Here is an 18,180-nt window from a genome sequence, read left to right on the forward strand (position 1 = left end):
TTTGGTATCTTTCACAAAAGATATAACCAAAATGCTAAAAAGAGATTCATTAGTTCCATTTCTTATATTTTCTGTCTGTTTCCTCCATAGCTGCGAAACCCCAAAGCCTGTCAGCGAAAACATACCCGGAATTAATGCAGATGCCTCCTCACCAATCTATACCACCTACGCTGCCGCCAGAGAGCGCTCCGCCTTTATCCTCGATGAGGGCTATGAGTTCGTTTTTAATGATGACGAAACATTCCCTGTTTTTACTTCAGACACAGGTGGAGAAATTGGGTTTTCTTTCGCAACAAAGGACAGTTGGATTTATAAAACGGGTGACTACGTACAAAAACCAGTCATCCATTCGTCGTTTCCTGATGAAGTGAACTTTTCATTTTCGCCTATTGGTGGCATTGAAGTAAAGAGTAAGTTTTTAGTGTACAGCTCTGTGTCTGCAGTACTGGAAAGCACATTTATCAACAATACCGATTCTACCGTTTCCTTTGACTACATCCCTTTTATTCAGGGAAATAGCAGGCTTTTCAACGGCTATTGGCTCGGGGACGGAGTACTACGCTTTAACCACGAGGAATTCCCAGACACCTGGACAGTTGGACATAAAGTACCATTCACAGATTCGCTGCAGAACTTTTTCAAAATGTCGGTGGAGCCCGATCAGGCTGGTGCTTTCAGCTCTTTTTCAGAGGAAGCCAGCTATTTACCCTGGAAAGTATTACCGGGGAAAATGCCGGTGACAGAAGTAAACGGCAGACTTTACAACGAGGGTGGCCAACGGGTAATGACGCAACTTCCTGAAGTGAGGCTCCAGGCCTATGTCGACAACGACACAAAACATCTTTTGACGGAAAGCAGCCCTGTCTTTGAGAGCCTGCAGGGCGCATTGAATTCAGACGGCTATTTCCGCATGGAGCTAAGTCAACTACCGGGCGCTGGCAGGGCTGCGCAATACACACTTACCGCTGTCGATGAAACATTGGGCATCGTTGCGCAGCGAACCGACTCCATCCCGCCGGCACGCACCCAGTTTTCAGGTAGCCTGCGACCTTCTGACATCAAATTACCAGCTGCTCCACAAAGATTTGAAGTGATCATGCAGGAAAAAAACAGAGCGGCCCTTAGCTGGAGCAAACCATCGGATGGCAGTCAGGTTATCATTTACAGGAAAAAAGAAAACGATAGCTACTACACGCAATTTACCAGGCCGCTATCCACCACCAACCTGATGGTGCAACTGCCTACCGATGATATCTATTGCTTCGTGGCGGTGGGCGCTGGCACAGGTGGGGAAATTGGGATGCACACCCGGGAACGGAATACCCTGTCTGGCCATTCGCTCAAACAGGCAGTTGTGGCCAATGACTGGAAAGATGACAGCCTGAAATACTTCAAAATAGCGGCGTACAGCAAAAGTATCACACTAGCTCCCGGCGAATCGACCAGCATTCGGGTAGCAAGGTCGGTGGCTCCTTTGAAGAAAAAAACGGACTGGAAAGAGGCGGAAAAGCTTCTGGATAAAGACTTCACCCTGGACATGGGAGGCAGGCTGGCCTACCTGGAAAGTATGCCGGAGTTGTCCGGCCTTTCAGCCGACCAACAGTTGCTATACCTGTCGGGCTGGAACATGATGCAACAGGTGTTTTACCCCGCAGAAGGCAAGAGCAGCTACCCGTACTACGTCTTCAGCCGGGAGCCCGTGTGGGGCTGGGGCCATGGCGGGCAGGTGTTTCACGAAAGCCTGACGATGCTGGCGCTGGCACTACAGGATCCGGAGCTGGCTATGAACTCTCAAAGGGTGTTTAAAGAGAGGCAGTATGAGAACGGTTATATCAACTACCGGACGGGTGGCTATCTGGATGAAATCATTGAGCACGAGGGTGAACTCACCTCATCGGCCCCCTGGTATGCCTGGATCAACTGGGAGGTATACAAAATCACGCAAGACAAAGATTTTTTGGCTGAAATGTATGAATCGAGCAAAAGGTTTTACGAGTTCTATGTTTCCAACCGGGACAAAGACGGCGACGGGCTTTGCGAATGGGGCGGGCATGCCATATTGGAATCGGTGAGGGATGCCGATGTGGCCGTATGGGACGAAGTGGGCTGGCCGGCGAACTTTGAGGCAGTGGATCTCAATTCCATGCTAGTGATGGAAGCGAAGTCGCTGGAGCAAATGGCAGCTGCTTTGGGAAAAACGGACGAGGCTGCCCGATGGAAAGCTGACCATGAACAGAGAACCAGGCTCATCAATGCTACTTTCTGGGATGAAACGACTGGCTTTTACTATAATGCCGACAAAGCAGACAACGACTTTACTTTTGAGAAAACAGACGACCTGAAGCGCATGGAAATTATCGGCTTTTTGCCAATGTGGGCCGGTATAGCCTCAAAAGAACAAGCCGACAAGCTGCTGGACCACCTAACCAATCCCGATAAATTCTGGCGTCCATATGGCGTGCCCAGCCTTGCGGCAGATGACCCTTTTTACAATGACAAAGGCTATTGGAATGGCCCAGTGTGGGTAGAATGGGACTATCTGATTCAGCGGGGATTGCAAAACTATGGATACGATGCTGAAGCAAAAGAACTGGTGAACCGGGTTTCAACCAGTATGATTTACCAGTTGAAAGAGAATCACAATCTTTGGGAATTTTATAGCCCCGATGAGCCCTGGGCCGGCTATCATCGCACCTATATTTGGGCGGGTATTGTGAATAGGATGATGTGGGATGTGCACAAATGAAGAGTAAGCCCAACCCCGAACATCTCGACCCAAGCTTGATAGGAACGATCAGTGAAGAGCACTCCATATTAAAAAGCCATTAAATCGGTGCCGTGCTATTCTAAGTCTCGTTAATTACTTCTAACTAGTAGTAATTTACACGATCCCATGATCATAGCGGAGTTATTGCCCTCAGGCTACAATCCAGTGCTGGTCTTTACCATTGTGCTGCTGATTATTCTCCTTGCACCGATGGTCATGGAAAAGCTCCGCATGCCCGGAATCATCGGGATGATACTTGCCGGAGTGATATTTGGACCTTATGGGCTCGATGTGCTTGAGAACAATGCGGCCTTTCGGCTTTTTGGCACAGTCGGCCTTCTGTATTTAATGTTCGTGGCTGGGCTGGAGATGGACATGAACCAATTCAGACAAAGCAGGATGAAGAGCCTCACATTTGGCCTTCTCACGTTCACCATTCCGTTGGCCATTGGTTTCCCGGTTTGCTACTACCTCCTGGAATACAATTTTCTTGGCTCTTTGCTCATCGCTAGTATGTTCTCCACTCATACGCTGATCTCCTACCCGATCGTGCAGAAATTGGGCATCACTAAAAATGAAGCGGTGATCATTGCCATCGGAGGCACCATCATTACCGACGTTATGGTGCTTGTTTTGCTGGCCGTGATCTCAGCCACTTCCAATGGTGAATCAGACCTCATTACCTGGGTAAAGTTCGTGGGATCCTTTGGTGCGTCATCCCTTGTTGTTTTGGCGGGTTTTCCTGCATTGGCCAGGTGGTTTCTTCGGAGAATAGAAGGAGAGAAAGTCTCTCACTATATTTTTGTACTGGCTCTGGTTTTTGTTGCCGCTTTGCTCTTTGAGTTGTCTGGAGTGGAGCCCATCATAGGTGCCTTTCTGGCTGGCCTTTCCCTCAATCGGCTGATTCCCAAAGCCTCACCTTTAATGAGCCGGATTGATTTTATGGGAAATGCACTCTTTATTCCCTTTTTCCTGATCAGCGTAGGCCTGCTGATCAATATACCCGCCATTACCTCGAGCATGGAGACTGTTACCCTCGCTGTCACGCTGACATTGGTGGCACTACTCGGCAAGTGGATAGCCTCTTTGTTTACACAAAAAATACTCGGCCTGCAAAAAGACCAACGAAACCTGGTTTTTGGGCTAAGCAGCTCCCACGCCGCAGCCACTATTGCTGTGATTTTAGTTGGGTTCCGCCTTGGTATCGTTGGCGAAAATGTATTGGACGCAACCATCCTCCTCATTTTTATCACCTGCCTTTTGGCATCATTGGTTACCGCCAGAGCAGGAAAAAAAATTGCCATCAAAAATTTGCCTGGTGCTACATCCGCAGCGCCATTGACGGAGCGAATACTAGTGCCAATTTCGAATCCCGCTACCATTGAATACCTGATCGATTTTGCCATGATGATCAAAACTCCGACTTCGATAGAGCCGGTAGTGCCCTTTGCAGTTGTGCGTGATAATGAGGAGGCCCACACCAACCTGGAAAACAGCCGAAAAATACTTGACAGGGCAGCGAAACATGCATCGGCCAGCAACAGCCTGGTGAATTTGGTCACCAGAATCGACGTCAACGCATCAAGTGCCATCAGCAGGGCCTCCAGGGAACTCGGCATAACCGACATTGTAATTGGCTGGCATTCGAAGCAAAAAACAGCGGACAAAATATTTGGAACCACGCTTGACCGCCTGCTGAAACAAACCGGTCAGACGCTCTTTGTGTGCCGACTTGTAACACCGCTCAATGCTTATAAGCGGCTAAAGCTTTTTATACCGGAAAATGCTGAGCTTGAAAAAGGGTTTGAGGACATCATGCTAAAGATCATTCGTATGACGAAGCATACCGAAGCGAGTTTGCTTATATCAGGCAGCCATGCCTGCAAAGCCTCCATTGAATCACTGCTCCAAAAAAATAAAATGAAGGTTTTGATGCACTGGAATGTCCCCGAAGGTCGCCTCGATACGCAGTCTTTTTTTCAGCTAATTACTCCACAAGACATGGTCGTTTTGATAGGTGCCAGAGAAGGCTCAATCTCTTACGAGAAAGAATTTGATTCACTGCCGGAGATGATCACCACGCAGTTTTCATTAACCAATATTATTATCGTTTATCCGGCACAGTAATCCCAAAAAAGTTATTGCTAAAATCAACTCTGGCTAACCCTTTGAAAACCTGTTTAGCAAGGTATTTGATGCCCACCTTCATCACTTTCAGCTAACGGTTTATTTCAGAATTCCTTATATTCCCAAAAAACTACTTAAACATCGATTTTAAAAGCTAGACACATGAAAAAGATACTTTTCAGCGCCCTTGCTGCCTTTGTTGCCATGTCGGCTTACGCCCAACAAAAAGGTGATCCAAAGCTCACAGAATTTTATGAGCCAGTGCCACCGGTGGTCACTCCTGGTGATACTCCATCCGATGCGCCGTCGGACGCTATTGTACTTTACAATGGCAGTGACCTGAGCGAATGGGTAAGCACCAATGATCCTTCAAAGCCTGCAGGCTGGACAAGCCTGGGCGGCGTAATTACCGTAGACAAAAGCCAGGGCAATATTCAGACGAAAAGAACCTTCACTGACTACCAACTGCACCTTGAGTGGTACGAGCCGGTGGGCATCACCGAAACCGGACAAGCCAGAGGCAATAGTGGTCTTTTCCTGGCCAGCACCGGCCCCGGCGACGATGGCTACGAAATCCAAATTCTTGACTGCTACAATAATGCTACTTACGTAAACGGCCAAACAGGAAGCATTTACAAACAAGGCGTGCCGCTTGCCAATGCGTGTAAGAAGCCCGGGGAATGGCAGATTTATGACATTGTATGGACGGCTCCCCGCTTTAATAGTGATGGTTCTTTGAAAAGCCCTGCAAGAGTGACTGCTTTTCATAACGGCGTGTTAGTGCAAAATAATTTTGAGCTAAAAGGTGGTACTGTTTACATCGGACAGCCTTCTTACAAAAAGCATGGTGCTTCGCCTATCAAACTTCAGGCCCATGGCGACCCAAGCAAGCCGATCAGTTTCAGAAACATTTGGATAAGAGAGTTGTAAAAAGCACAGAAGACCGGAGGCGGAAGGTTGAAGTGGTGCCCACAGCACTAGTTGGCGGCACCACTGAATTTTGAAAGACGCCACACAGCGCAATTTTTGATCAACACAAAAAATATTTTAACTATGAAAAACATATTATTCAGCGCTTTAGCCTTTCTGGTAGCCTTTGGGGCTTGCGCACAGGTGAAAGAGGGTGAAGACCCAAAAACAACAGAAGTTTGGGAGCCCGCCGTGAAGAAAATAACTCCCGGCAAACAGTACGGTGCTCCGCCGTCAGATGCCATCGTGCTTTTTGATGGGAAAAACCTCGACAAATGGGAATCTGGAAAAGGCGGCCCGGCAGAGTGGACGGTAGCCGACGGTGCTGTGACCGTAGCGGCCGGCAAAGGAGTAATCCAAACTAAACAGAAATTTGACAACTATCAGCTTCACATTGAGTGGCGTGCTCCCTCCGAAATAAAAGGCGAAGGACAGGGCCGGGGCAACAGTGGTGTGTTTATGCAGGGCATTTACGAAGTGCAGGTGCTCGATAGCTACGAAAGCCGCACCTATTCAAATGGTCAGGCAAGCAGTATTTACAAGCAATCGCCTCCGCTCGTAAACGCCACAAGGGCACCAGGCGAGTGGCAGACATATGACATCATCTACACTGCTCCTGTTTTCAACGACAAAGGGGAAGTAGTGCACGAAGCAACTGTAACGGTGCTGCACAACGGCGTGGTCACTCAAAACCATACCCGCATCTGGGGAAACACGGCCTATATCGGGTCGCCAACCTACAAAGCCCATGGCAAAGGCCCGATCATGCTGCAGGATCATGGCAACCCTGTGAGCTTCAGGAATATTTGGATCAGGGAGATGTAGTCGGCAGTGTGAAAGTAATGAGTTATGAGTACGAAAGGGCTGGCTTTCTCTGAAATGTCGGCCCTTTCTATTGGATCGCAAACCTTTGCTGAGCCCCTTGTATAAATTTTCCCAACTCGAATCTCTTTTCGGAGTATCTTAAGCCTTCATAAACCTACCCAACCATGAACAGAAGGAAATTCTTCGACCAATCGATTAAAGCAACTGGTGCCGTAGCTGCCGTTGGCCTCACTGCCTGCGCAACTGAAGACAAACCCAAAGAAACAGTAGCAGAAGCAGGCCCATTCGACCACCTGAAGTCGATGGTGGACGACATGAAGCCGATCAGCAATGAGGAAAGGAAGCAGCGCATAGAAAAAGCGCAGCGGCTGATGGTGGAGAATAAAATCGACGCTCTATACCTGGAGTCAGGCTCTACGATGGTGTACTTCACAGGCATTAAGTGGGGACGTAGCGAACGGATGATGGCAGCCATTATCCCTGCCAAGGGAGAGCTGGCCTATGTGTGTCCAGCGTTTGAAGAGGAGAGACTGAAAGAAAGAATTCTGTTTGGCAACGACCTGAGGGTATGGCAGGAGCACGAAAGCCCTTACAAACTTGTAGGCAGCATTCTCAAAGACAATGGCATTAGTACCGGCAAAATTGGTGTTGAAGAATCTGTGCGGTTTTTCCTTTTCGACGGATTAAGAAAAGAGCTGCCGCAGATTCAGTTCGTAGACGCCTTCCCGGTAGCAGCTGGCTGCCGCATGATTAAATCTCCGACTGAGTTGGCGTTGATGAAAAGAGCCAATGAAATCACCATTGAAGCTTACAGAGCTGCGATTGCTGTCATGAAAGATGGCATGTCGCAATACGAGTTCAGCGGAAACATCTCTGCGGCATTCAAAAAGCTGGGAGTGACCGGTGGCGCCAGCGTGATGTTTGGGGAGTGGGCGGCCTACCCGCATGGCAGCCAAACGGCTCAAAGCATGAAAGAAGGCGACATCGTATTAATGGACGGGGGCTGCAACCTGCACGACTACTCGTCGGACATTACCAGAACCACGATCTTCGGCAAGCCCACACAACGTCAAACTGACATCTGGAACAAAGTAAAAGAATCACAAACAGCCGCTATGGCAGCTGTGAAGCCTGGCGCTACTTGTGGTTCCATTGACGATGTTGGCCGCAAAGTAATTGAGGATGCCGGCTTCGGGCCAGGCTACAAAAACTTCTTCCACCGCCTGGGCCACGGCATCGGCATGGATGGACACGAATGGCCTTATTTGGTGAAAGGGAACGAATTGAAACTACAACCCGGCATGTGCTTTAGCGACGAGCCCGGCATCTACATTTACGGAGAGATTGGCGTGCGCCTGGAAGACTGCTTCTATGTGACCGAAGACGGAGGCCAGTTGTTCACTCCGCAAAGTATTAGTATTGAAGAGCCGTTTGGGGTTTAGTTTCAAGATAAGGACTTTTAACTGCCGATAATTTGCCAGGGCACCCTGAAATATTTGTACCCAGACCTGCTGGTCTAGTCAATTAATCTACTTCGTCTGAAAACCGGGGGTTGATGAAGCTATTGTTGATAGATCCAAAACGGTAGTTAATGCCAAACCATGTGCCGTACTCATATCCTGACGCCAGTTGTTTACGGCGGGCGAGCACGTCTTCAACGCTCGATTCTCCTTTGGCAATGAACACCTGGTTCCTTGATAAACTTCCATAGAAGTTGACAAAGAAACTCAAGTTGCCTTTTACTCTCACATCGGCGTTTAAATCAATTTGAATACTATTTTGACTCCAATCGTGGAAGTAATTGAAATAGGAGGCTGTTGAACTCAGGTTACCCCATCTCTGCTTAAAGCTGACGACCGCCTGCGCTCTGTGGCCGTAAAGCCATTCGTTATTTTTGTCATAGATGGTTTCCTCATAATAGCTGTTGTTTCTAACGTCAGCCATATACGAAAGAGCAAAATACTTCGTATTTACCTCCGAATAGGGGAAAAAATTATACTCAATAGCTGGCCTTGCTCTTATGCTATGCTGGTAATTGGAAAATGTACTATTTCTAACAAACAAATAGTAACCGTAGGACCAATGATCACCAAAGCTATTGACAAACAGGTGATTGAGGTACCAGTTGGAATTTCTTACAGAATAGGATTCCAGCGTCCCATCATCATTCACATATTCAAAATCTGATCGTTCCCTGCCATATCCTACTCTTAGCTCGGTCCGATTTTCCGGCACCGTCCGATTGACCGAAATATAACTATTCAATTCAGTCTCCTTGTAGTTTTGATCCTCACTAAGGTTACCCCTTCCTCCCACACGAAAAACCCAATAGTCCCATTTATCTTCAGCTCTGGATGCCTCGTATTCGTCAGCATCCATCCCATCAGCTTTCATGGCAACCATCATTTCATTGATCCAGGCCGTTTGCGCAACGTAGGGCACCAGCCCTATCTTGATCAAGTTCAGTAGCTTTTCCCGATATTCCACGTCAGTGGCCGACGGTGGCATTGAAAAAGAAAGCGTATCCCTTTTACCGGAAAAATCATTCTGTCCAAAGAAAATGAGTTGATAGGTTCTACCGCCGTTTCCGGCACGCTGGTCTGTTAGCAGCAGATGGACGTCCGCCTGGGTTCTGTTATTCACAAAGTCGACCAGGTTGATTTCCGTTCGGATGTAGGTACGATCACATCTGGTGGAGCTACAATCCAAAAACAACTTAATTTTTTCTGTTTTTGGAGTTTGAGAAATTGATGGCAGGTAATTGGTAAGGCAAATCGAGGCAATCAGTAATACTGTCTTAAAATACATTAATAATGTTTAGGGTTGTTTAATAACACAACGCCTATAGCCACACCGATGTTTTGAATACTTTAGGAGCGGTAAGATCACATCTTCAAAAGAAGCTCACCACCCTGCTCAGTCAACCTCGCTTACTCCAATCTCCAATTCTTTCTTAATAGTTTACTCAGGCTGTCCACCACCGTTTGGTTCCCAGCGGCAATGTTTTCATTTTCCTCCAGATCGCTTCGGTGATCATATAGCATTTCGTCCTGCCATTGCAGGCTGTCGTTCACCCACTCGGTGTAAGCATAGTCCGGCGTGGTGATGGTGTAGCCGTTCGTCCATCGGGAAATGGCAAAGCCAGCGGGCGCCGTTGATGGAGACACCAACTCGACCATCAGGCTCTCACCTTGTAACTGTGCTGGTTTTGGCAGCCCTGCGAGGTCAGCCAGGGTGGGGAAAATGTCGACGTACTCAACGATGGCATTGGAGATGCTTCCAGCCTTTGCCTTTGGCGATTTCCAGATCATAGTTGACCGCAGGGAGTTACGGTAGTTGCAATGCTTGCACCACATGGTATGTTCCAGCAGGTTGTAGCCATGGTCACCAATGAGCACAATATGCGTGTTTTTATCGAGACCTAACTCCTTTAATTCATCGAGTACCTTTCCTATCTGGGCGTCGACATAGCTCACACTGGCATAATATCCTTGTATCAGTGTCAGAGCCAATGAGTCGCTCACGGGGCCCTCTTTGGGCACGTCAGCATAGTTTCTCAATTCACCTGAGTTGTGAACGGAGCGTGCTGGGGCACCCGCCGGCACATAATTATTATCTGGCAGGGTCACTTTGCCATCATATAGCTGCCAATACTTTTCGGGAGCGTTGAACGGCAGGTGTGGCTTTAGGAAACCAACAGCCATGAAGAAGGGCTTACCGGCCGCCGCCAGTGCCTTTAGATCGATAATGCTCTTAGCCGCAATCTTAGCATCATTATAAACGCTATCAGGCACATTGCCCCGTTCGTAAGGCCTTCCTCTGTTGGCCATATCGGTGCCGCTGTTTTCGGCTGTGTGGTAATCCAGCAAGTCAGAAGGCCTCCAGTTGATGTCCCAGGCGGCGGCGTGGTCGTCTTCATTGTGAAACACCTTGCCATTGGACACGGTGGTGTAGCCGTTGTCTTTGAAATACTGAGGCAACGAGATCGCTCCGGGCGCATCGTCCTGAGCGTAGGTCATGTAGGTGAGAAAGCGGTTTTGCATCGGCCTCAGCCCTGTGAGAAAACTGGCCCTCGACGCTCCGCAAACCGGAATATTGCAAAAGGCATTTTTGAACAAAACGCCCTCTCCTGCTATCCGGTCTATATTGGGCGACTGAACAACGGGGTGGCCGTAGCAGCCAAGCTCAGGGCGCAGATCGTCGACAATGATGAAGAGAACGTTGGTGGGTTTGTGCACCTTCTCTTTCGGAGTGCAAGAGAAGATGGAAGAAACACCCAAGCATAAAACGCCAAAAAGTTTGAGTCTGTAGGTCATGTCTAAATATATCGATCTTATTCCATTTTCAGGAATACTGGCTCGACATCTTCGACAGCTCGAGCCCCTATCATAGCCCATGGTTTAAACCATGGGCTATGATAGGGGCACTCCACCTAACTTATGTAATTGGTTCAGGCCGTCAAGTTCCACTTGAAATGATCTCGTCTTATGATGTCTCTTTTGATTCTTTATATATTGAAAAACTGTTTCCATAACGGATTCACTCACTGAATACACCGCATAACCAGTTTGCCACGAAAATCTGTCCTTAATTAATTGTTGTTCATTGATCCAATGGGAGGAACTCCCCTTCACTTGCTTTATGACCTCTGCAATACTGGTCTGAGCATTTAACAAAAACAAACAATGAACATGATCCTCCATTCCGTTGATGATTCTCACAGCGCAACCCATTTCTGTAAATTGGCCCGTCATAAAATCATATATCTTCCGTTCAACCGACTGATGAATCAAGGGCTGCCGTTCTTTGGTAGCCCAAATAGCGTGAATCCAAATACGATGATATGAATGAGGCATGGCTGATTCGTTGGCCCTGCCATAGCCCCGGGTTTAAACCCGGGGCTATGGCAGGGCCCCTACATTTCCAATATAAAAATCCTCAAGAACGAATGCAAAACGTGCCTAATCAGATCGAGCCATGTCAATTTTTTTTAAACCCGATGACATAGGGTTGACACTCCCGCTCCCTACATTTAAATTCAAAAGATCAAATCACCGGAGGGAATAATGAAGCACACTACGAATTATGTCAATACATTCATAGAAATCGCTGATGACAGCCCGAATGAGCGGGGTGAAATGCCCCCAGTAAAACCCGACAAAAAAACAGTGGCCAGTCTGCACTTCGATATGGTGTATGGCAATCCCTACAAATACACTTCTGACGACGTCATATTTGGTGTTTTTGCGCTCAGAAAGGAGTTTGAAAAGAATGAAATCGAAGAGCAGCGTGAGCACTACTTCTCCAAAGGGCAAGCCTGCTTTCGGGCCTCGCCGCTTACCAAACAGTACGGTTGGGGCGTTCACGCCAATGCTGAAGGGAAAATTGCCATCTATGGTGCCGAAACGGAGGAATACAAAAAGTTTATGGCTGACGACTCTGTCAAAAAAGTGAAGGCTATGCGGTCAAAGAGGAGCTGAGTTTTCCAGCGACGATCCTATTGACAATGGTTTTCTTTTAGATTTGTACTCGATATGACCAACAACGACATCCTACGCCGATTGCGCTACCTCCTTGATGCCGACGACTCGCAAATGATCAATCTATTCGCACAGGCTGGTCATCATGTAACACGGGCTGAAGTGAGCGACTACATGAAAAGAGAAGATGAGGAAACTTATCAGGAAATGCCGGACATAAAACTGGCCATCTTCCTCAACGGGCTCATCAACGAAAAACGAGGCACAAGAGAGGGCGAACAACCGGCGCCAGAGCAGCAACTCAATAACAATATCATCCTCAGAAAGCTCAAGATAGCCTTCAACCTAAGCTCAGAAGATATCCAGGCTATTTTTAAACTGAAGGGCAAAAGCATCGGCCCCCACGAGCTGAGCGCCTTCTTCCGCAACCCCAAGCAGAGCCAATACCGGCCTTGTAATGACCAATACCTGCGGTATTTTTTGAGTGGTATGCAGATTAAGTATAGGTCGAAGGAAGAGGAGTGAGAGGGCTGAATAAGCAGCTATCTAACCACAAAATTGTACACCCGAACCTTTGATAATGAATGATTGTTCTTAAATTGAGTTTCAAATAGGAAGTTGAAAGTACCAAATGAAACAAAAAGAGCGGTCGGATTTAAAAAACGTCACCCGGTATGGTGCCGTTCAGCGAAAATATCAGCATGTTCAGCTGAACAAATGGCGAGCCAGCCGCAACGATGTAAAAGTCGGAATTGAGCAACTTCTGAGCTATGGAGGTATAGGAAGGTTGCAGTTGCAAGGCTCATTTCTTGGCGAGGTTCCCGGTTTAACAAACCTGCCCGTGGCCAGAGTGGCAGAGCTGCTTGACATGAGCAAAACTACTTTCTACAGGGCCAAAGATGAGCCGGAACTTGACATGGGCACGGTGGATCGACTTTCAAGCTTGTTCAAGATTTACCAGAGAGGAATGGAAGCCTTTGAAGGGCTGGAGCCGTTTGAAGAGTGGCTTCAATCAAAGATTGTCAACCTGGGGGACCAGCGTCCGATTGACCTTTTGATGACCGAGAGTGGTAGAACAGCTGTTTTGGAAGCTATTGACCGGGTAGAGTATGGAGTGTATGGCTAATGCTGGTTTTTAGAATAGAAAAGAAGAAATACCAGTCTACTTACCCTCCTCTTGGTTCTCGTTTTGCAAACGGACGCTGGAGCACTAAAGATATGTGGGTGGTGGATACCTCAGAAAACATCGCCCTTGCTAAATTGGAGACACTGGCTAACAGCGGGTCGAGAATACCTCAGAACAGGTACGTACTGACGCTTGAAATAGACGATGACACTCCACTGGCAGAAATAGCCATTAACGACCTGCCTCAAAACTGGCACGATTACCCCTACCCAAAACAACTAGCGGAGATAGTGAAAGATATAATGGATAGCCGACTGTATGTTGGGGTGGTTGTTCCATCGATCCAATCACCCAGGGAGAAAAATATCCTATTATTTCCCGAACATCCGGAGTTCGGGAGGTATGTGTCCAAATTGGATGAAACAGACGAATACTTTGATCCACGATTGAAATAGAATTTCACCATTTGTTTTGAAAACCGCATTGGATAACAGCCTAATTTCCTTGGTTCGTGTCCCACCATAGCCGTAGAAGTAAGCCTCAATGTTTGTTTCGAAATCCACATCGGTAAACTGCTTCTCAATTTTCCCAAATCTTCACGATAATAGGCCATAGCCATTCAAAACTCCATCTCCTTGGTTCGTGTCCCACGAACCAATTCATTACCACTAAAACTCATTTCTCAAATCACTCAAAAAACCAAATGGGCTGACACCCTGATCATAAAACGAAGCAGAGGACCAATAGTAATCACTTGGCTCCTTAGCTAGCTGCCAATGTTCTGCAAGTGGATTGCGATGAAGGTAGTCGAGCTTTTGCAACGCCACTTCTTTTGAGTATAGATGAATAGCAAGGGAATCTCTTTGCCAAAATTCGAATTGTTTGTTTTTGGCAACCACTGAGTACTTTCTAAGCTCCGCCGGGTCGTCGTTCATCAGCATTCTTCTAAAACAATGGGCCGTATATTTCAAAAATGAGCCCTGTACTGTTTCCTTCCCATTTAACGACAAAGTTCTCCAAATCACGTGGATGTGATTAGGCATAATCACAAAGGCAAATATATCAGCCAGGCTACGGCTTTTGAGGTTTTCTAAACTATCGACCACCACCTGCTTATAATTGTCGGCGGCCAAAAGGTACATCCAACTGTTGATGGTCGCAGTGAAAAAGAATATTTCACCGATATCCATGTATGATTTACGCCTGTCTATAAAAATGTCACTCATAGTGATTCATTGCTAGCAATAAATTACGAAACCCCATTCAATTTACATGTGTAATAGATATTTTTATGTTGCGTTGTCGGTTGGTTCGTGAGACACGAACCAAGGCCGAAGCAAAATAACAATTTGACCGGCCAGATTAACTATATCGCTAAACCTAGACTGAACACTCGGGATATGCTACAATTAAATAGACTGCCAAGATTCCTCACCTTGTTTTCTGTAATGGTACTCCTAGCAAGCAGCAGCTCGATAAAAGACACCGAGGAAATTACAAGAGCGAGCAGACAAGACGACTCAAAAAAAAATCTACTCCATGATTTGATCAACGAAGTTGGTTTTGTGTCACTCCCGTATAAGGCACTTTTTAATGCCTCAACAAACGGCACTTACAGAATTCAATGTTGGGGCAAAGACTCAACTCTATGTGCGGATTTCAGAGGAACTGCTAGCTTTGTCATTGGAGCACTTCCCGACACTTCGAGCTTCTACTCGTTTATCTTCATTACCATTTCAGCAATAAGCAAACCCAATTTGGTGACCTTTGATAAACAGGGCAAACGTATTTCCTGTGAGCCACTTACTGAAGAGAACAGTGTAATATATGCCGGAGAGATCTTGGAGTGCGAAGAATATGCAGTCATCGATGCAAATTAAAAATCCATTCTTTCTTCAAGTCGAGAGTGGTATATGAAAAAGGTGCGATTGATGAATTTGACACGGTTTGCACCCACTTCGAAACCAACGGTTACATTCAAAAAAATGGCGTAATAGTATTGGGAGAAAAGGAAAAATACGATTGCAAATAAGGTGCCTAGTTTGTGAAACACGAACCAAGGATACAGACGAATACTTTGATCCACGATTGAAATAAGCCTCAATGTTTGTTTCGAAATCCACATCGGTAAACAGCTTCTCAATTTTCCCAAATCTTCACGATATTAGTGCATGCGAAAACTGCTCATCCTTTTTTTGTCGCTGGCTACTTTTTCTGCCAAAGGCCAGCTGTTTGAATACAACAATAATGGTATTCAAAGGGTGTCTTTGTCGTCCGGCACCAAGTACCAGGCGCAATATCCCTTTATCTCTTTCCGGGTCAATGGTGAGGTAATCAGCAGCCCTGCGCAAGAAGGCGCCGACAAAAGATTTGAAACTGTTTACACCCATCCGGCAGCCAAAAGCGCTCTGCCATACAAAATTACTTTCACCCTCAAAAACACCTCGACTACAGATACCCTCACCATCGAAAATGTGGTGCCTTTTGGTGAAAATCCCGACCATGTCTACATCACCGGTCTGGGCGAACACCGGCTGTCACGCAGTGTCATTTACCGGCCTGGCTTTGGCCCCATCGGCGTCATCCTGCCCGACAATGCCTGGGAATTGGGGTTTGGTATTTTGCCGCTGCCAGATGGAAATGCCGTAGCTGGTTTAGCCCGCCGCAAAAGCTGGGAGAAGGCACAGCGCAAACGCTTCGAAACTATTCTGTATCCAGGCGGAGAGGTCACCTACGAGCTTTGGTATGAGCCCTTTGCCGGTGACTGGCAGGAAGGACTCAGGCTAATGTTCCAAAAGCATTTCCTGTTTGACCTGGAGCAATTCGACAACAGCCTCTTCGACCGCCCGGATCTGGCCTGGATCAGAAAGGCCTATGCCATCAACCTGATGATGGCCTGGGATAAGGACTTTTACAACCCACGATATGGCATTTACTATCTGCCCAAAACCATCGAAAAGGCAAAGCCTCTGCTCGGCGGCTGGGATGTCATCGGCTTCTGGCCTACCTGGCCAGCTCTGGGGCTTGACCAACGCAACCAATGGGACATGTTTCGCAACCTCCCGGGAGGCTTGAAAGAGTTGAAACGCATCACCACCGATGCGCACAAAGCCGGGACGAAAATCTTTCTGTGTTACAACCCCTGGGATGAAAGCACTACAGCCACTACCTTCGCCGAGCAAATGGCCGGTATGACCGACATGCTTAAAGCCACTGACACCGACGGCGTGGTGCTCGACACCCGGGGCAGTAGCAGTGCCGAGATACAGGGGGCAGGAGATGCAGCGAAAGAAGGAGTGATCATGTACAGCGAAGGCATGGCCATTCCTAAAGACATGCCTGGCATTATTTCCGGCAGGGTGCACAATGCGCTGGAGTACCCACCCCTGCTCAATCTCAACAAATTCATCAAGCCCGACTTCGCCATTTTCCGGGTGGCAGAGCTGGCCTATGAGCCCATTTTGCGGGAATACAACCTAAGCCTGTTTAATGGCCACGGCGTAGAAATCAACCAGTTCCAACCCGGCCGTCCAGAATGGGTAGACGAGCAGTACAAACACCTGGGCAGGATACTGATGGTGCTCCGCAGCAACAGCGATGCTTTCAATTACAGCGCCTACACACCACTTATACCGACACTCCGGGACAGCGTATATGTGAACGAGTGGAAAAGCGACACCAAAACCATTTACACCATTTACAACGCCAACCCTGAAGGCTACACGGGGCCTCTGTTTGACCTGAAACTTCCCGACACCCATCACGCCGTCAATTTGTGGACGCACCAACCGGTGAGCGTGGACAGTGGAAAAGCGCTTGTTTCCATCGATGGTTTTGCTCCGGGAGATTTGGACACCAACAACGAAGGAACCGTAAGCGTAGTGGCGGTATTTCCCAATGTATTGCAGGTCAGCCGCCGGGGTGATGAAGTGATAATAGAAAGTCCGCCGGGAAAGATCACCTTGTCGATCAATGGCCCCAGCTACGACAAAAAGCCCTATGAGTTGGAAGGCGGAAAGCATAGTTTGTCCCTTAGAAAGACGTTTGGCTGGCAGGAAGGCAGCGTGGTCATCCAGTACTTGACTGAAGGAGAGCTAAATGATGAAGTGGTATTCGAACTAAAAGCTTCGGATCCCTGGCTGATTTCCAGTATCACCAGCACAGCGGGCAACAACATCGACCCTACCTCGGTGCGGGTGCCCGGCGGCAACTATCACTACAGAGTGGACGCCAGAGAGGGAGAATTTATCCCCTATCCCAAACAAGTCGAGAAGGACACGCTGATGCCCGGTTTCTGGATGGATCGCTACCCGGTGACTAATGCGCAGTACTACGACTTCCTGGCTGCCACCTGCTACCGACCCAACGACGACACAAATTTTCTCAAACACTGGCCGGGCGGCAAGCCAAAAAAGGGAGAGGAAGACTTTCCGGTAGTCTACGTCGATATTGAAGATGCCCGGGCCTATGCAGAATGGAAAGGCTACCGGCTACCTACGGAGCTGGAATGGCAATATGCCGCACAGGCGGGTGACGGCAGCCGTACTTGGCCCTGGGGTGCCGAAATGGACAGCACGAAAACCAATCGTGGTGATGGAAAACCTTATGCTGTTGGGCAATTCCCCGAAGGAAAAAACCTGCTGGGTATTGAAGACCTGGTGGGCAATGTGTGGCAACTGACCAACGATGTCTACTTCAATGGCACCAGCGAATTTGTGATCCTGAAAGGCGGCAGCTATTTCAACCCCACCTCCAGCTGGTGGTACGTAAAAGGCGGCCCTCAGCCGCTGCCCTGGCGGCAAATGCTGCTGCGGGTGTCACCGGGCTTTGAGAGAAGTGCGACTGTGGGGTTTAGGTGTGTGGTGGAGGAGAGGGGTGAGTAGTTG

At 47.9% G+C, this 18,180-nt stretch carries 15 protein-coding genes; 11 read left to right on the forward strand and 4 right to left on the reverse strand.

The window, feature by feature from the left end:
• The first annotated feature begins 31 nt into the window (after positions 1-31).
• From RT717_RS20655 to RT717_RS20675, 5 genes are all read left to right on the forward strand, one after another.
• Entirely contained in the window at positions 32-2,746 is a 2,715-nt protein-coding gene (locus tag RT717_RS20655) for an amylo-alpha-1,6-glucosidase (RefSeq protein WP_317488249.1), read from the forward strand.
• A gap of 147 nt (positions 2,747-2,893) precedes the next feature.
• Complete coding sequence (locus RT717_RS20660; protein WP_317488250.1) at positions 2,894-4,894, forward strand: cation:proton antiporter; 2,001 nt, start codon at positions 2,894-2,896, stop codon at positions 4,892-4,894.
• Positions 4,895-5,056: 162 nt separating this feature from the next.
• Entirely contained in the window at positions 5,057-5,824 is a 768-nt protein-coding gene (locus RT717_RS20665; RefSeq protein ID WP_317488251.1) for a 3-keto-disaccharide hydrolase, read from the forward strand.
• 123 nt (positions 5,825-5,947) lie between these two features.
• Entirely contained in the window at positions 5,948-6,688 is a 741-nt protein-coding gene (locus RT717_RS20670; RefSeq protein ID WP_317488252.1) for a 3-keto-disaccharide hydrolase, read from the forward strand.
• Positions 6,689-6,852: 164 nt separating this feature from the next.
• Positions 6,853-8,130: a M24 family metallopeptidase gene (locus tag RT717_RS20675; RefSeq protein ID WP_317488253.1), complete on the forward strand. Its 1,278-nt coding sequence runs from the start codon at positions 6,853-6,855 to the stop codon at positions 8,128-8,130.
• An 82-nt stretch (positions 8,131-8,212) separates the two neighbouring features.
• Here the strand turns inward: RT717_RS20675 and RT717_RS20680 are convergent, their stop codons facing one another.
• The 3 genes from RT717_RS20680 to tnpA form a co-directional block, all read right to left on the reverse strand.
• A complete protein-coding gene (locus RT717_RS20680; RefSeq protein WP_317488254.1) occupies positions 8,213-9,496 on the reverse strand; it encodes a hypothetical protein in 1,284 nt (427 codons plus the stop codon).
• A 122-nt stretch (positions 9,497-9,618) separates the two neighbouring features.
• Positions 9,619-11,004 carry a sulfatase gene (locus RT717_RS20685; protein WP_317488255.1) on the reverse strand — a complete coding sequence of 462 codons (1,386 nt, stop codon included), beginning with the start codon at positions 11,002-11,004 and terminating at the stop codon, positions 9,619-9,621.
• Positions 11,005-11,100: 96 nt separating this feature from the next.
• On the reverse strand, positions 11,101-11,544 hold the full coding sequence (gene tnpA, locus RT717_RS20690) for an IS200/IS605 family transposase (RefSeq protein ID WP_317488256.1): 444 nt from the start codon (positions 11,542-11,544) through the stop codon (positions 11,101-11,103).
• A gap of 210 nt (positions 11,545-11,754) precedes the next feature.
• Here tnpA and RT717_RS20695 point away from each other — a divergent pair, with 210 nt between their 5' ends.
• The 4 genes from RT717_RS20695 (at position 11,755) to RT717_RS20710 (ending at position 13,749) form a co-directional block, all read left to right on the forward strand.
• A complete protein-coding gene (locus RT717_RS20695) occupies positions 11,755-12,168 on the forward strand; it encodes a DUF6157 family protein (protein WP_317488257.1) in 414 nt (137 codons plus the stop codon).
• Positions 12,169-12,222: 54 nt separating this feature from the next.
• The gene (locus tag RT717_RS20700) at positions 12,223-12,693 is read left to right on the forward strand and encodes a YehS family protein (RefSeq protein WP_317488258.1); all 471 of its coding nucleotides are present in this window, start codon (positions 12,223-12,225) and stop codon (positions 12,691-12,693) included.
• A 106-nt stretch (positions 12,694-12,799) separates the two neighbouring features.
• Positions 12,800-13,294, forward strand: a complete 495-nt coding sequence (locus tag RT717_RS20705; protein ID WP_317488259.1) for an antitoxin Xre/MbcA/ParS toxin-binding domain-containing protein — start codon at positions 12,800-12,802, stop codon at positions 13,292-13,294.
• Complete coding sequence (locus tag RT717_RS20710; RefSeq protein WP_317488260.1) at positions 13,294-13,749, forward strand: RES family NAD+ phosphorylase; 456 nt, start codon at positions 13,294-13,296, stop codon at positions 13,747-13,749. The genes RT717_RS20705 and RT717_RS20710 overlap by 1 nt, the downstream gene beginning before the upstream one ends.
• A 213-nt stretch (positions 13,750-13,962) precedes the next feature.
• Here RT717_RS20710 and RT717_RS20715 read toward each other — a convergent pair whose 3' ends face one another.
• A complete protein-coding gene (locus tag RT717_RS20715; protein WP_317488261.1) occupies positions 13,963-14,520 on the reverse strand; it encodes a transposase in 558 nt (185 codons plus the stop codon).
• A gap of 222 nt (positions 14,521-14,742) precedes the next feature.
• Between RT717_RS20715 and RT717_RS20720 the strand changes: the two genes are divergently transcribed.
• Complete coding sequence (locus RT717_RS20720; protein ID WP_317488262.1) at positions 14,743-15,174, forward strand: hypothetical protein; 432 nt, start codon at positions 14,743-14,745, stop codon at positions 15,172-15,174.
• Between the two features lie 291 nt (positions 15,175-15,465).
• Positions 15,466-18,177, forward strand: coding sequence for a formylglycine-generating enzyme family protein (locus RT717_RS20725; RefSeq protein ID WP_317488263.1), 2,712 nt, complete (start codon positions 15,466-15,468; stop codon positions 18,175-18,177).
• Positions 18,178-18,180 lie beyond the last annotated feature (3 nt).

The organism is Imperialibacter roseus, assembly GCF_032999765.1.
Lineage (GTDB): Bacteria > Bacteroidota > Bacteroidia > Cytophagales > Cyclobacteriaceae > Imperialibacter > Imperialibacter roseus.

Excerpts from the sequence above, each read along its gene's own strand:
- RT717_RS20655 (WP_317488249.1), top strand. The coding sequence starts at position 32 with ATGCTAAAAAGAGATTCATTAGTTCCATTTCTTATATTTTCTGTCTGT.
- RT717_RS20660 (WP_317488250.1), top strand. The coding sequence starts at position 2,894 with ATGATCATAGCGGAGTTATTGCCCTCAGGCTACAATCCAGTGCTGGTC.
- RT717_RS20665 (WP_317488251.1), top strand. The coding sequence starts at position 5,057 with ATGAAAAAGATACTTTTCAGCGCCCTTGCTGCCTTTGTTGCCATGTCG.
- RT717_RS20670 (WP_317488252.1), top strand. The coding sequence starts at position 5,948 with ATGAAAAACATATTATTCAGCGCTTTAGCCTTTCTGGTAGCCTTTGGG.
- RT717_RS20675 (WP_317488253.1), top strand. The coding sequence starts at position 6,853 with ATGAACAGAAGGAAATTCTTCGACCAATCGATTAAAGCAACTGGTGCC.
- RT717_RS20680 (WP_317488254.1), bottom strand. The coding sequence starts at position 9,496 with ATGTATTTTAAGACAGTATTACTGATTGCCTCGATTTGCCTTACCAAT.
- RT717_RS20685 (WP_317488255.1), bottom strand. The coding sequence starts at position 11,004 with ATGACCTACAGACTCAAACTTTTTGGCGTTTTATGCTTGGGTGTTTCT.
- tnpA (WP_317488256.1), bottom strand. The coding sequence starts at position 11,544 with ATGCCTCATTCATATCATCGTATTTGGATTCACGCTATTTGGGCTACC.
- RT717_RS20695 (WP_317488257.1), top strand. The coding sequence starts at position 11,755 with ATGAAGCACACTACGAATTATGTCAATACATTCATAGAAATCGCTGAT.
- RT717_RS20700 (WP_317488258.1), top strand. The coding sequence starts at position 12,223 with ATGACCAACAACGACATCCTACGCCGATTGCGCTACCTCCTTGATGCC.
- RT717_RS20705 (WP_317488259.1), top strand. The coding sequence starts at position 12,800 with ATGAAACAAAAAGAGCGGTCGGATTTAAAAAACGTCACCCGGTATGGT.
- RT717_RS20710 (WP_317488260.1), top strand. The coding sequence starts at position 13,294 with ATGCTGGTTTTTAGAATAGAAAAGAAGAAATACCAGTCTACTTACCCT.
- RT717_RS20715 (WP_317488261.1), bottom strand. The coding sequence starts at position 14,520 with ATGAGTGACATTTTTATAGACAGGCGTAAATCATACATGGATATCGGT.
- RT717_RS20720 (WP_317488262.1), top strand. The coding sequence starts at position 14,743 with ATGGTACTCCTAGCAAGCAGCAGCTCGATAAAAGACACCGAGGAAATT.
- RT717_RS20725 (WP_317488263.1), top strand. The coding sequence starts at position 15,466 with ATGCGAAAACTGCTCATCCTTTTTTTGTCGCTGGCTACTTTTTCTGCC.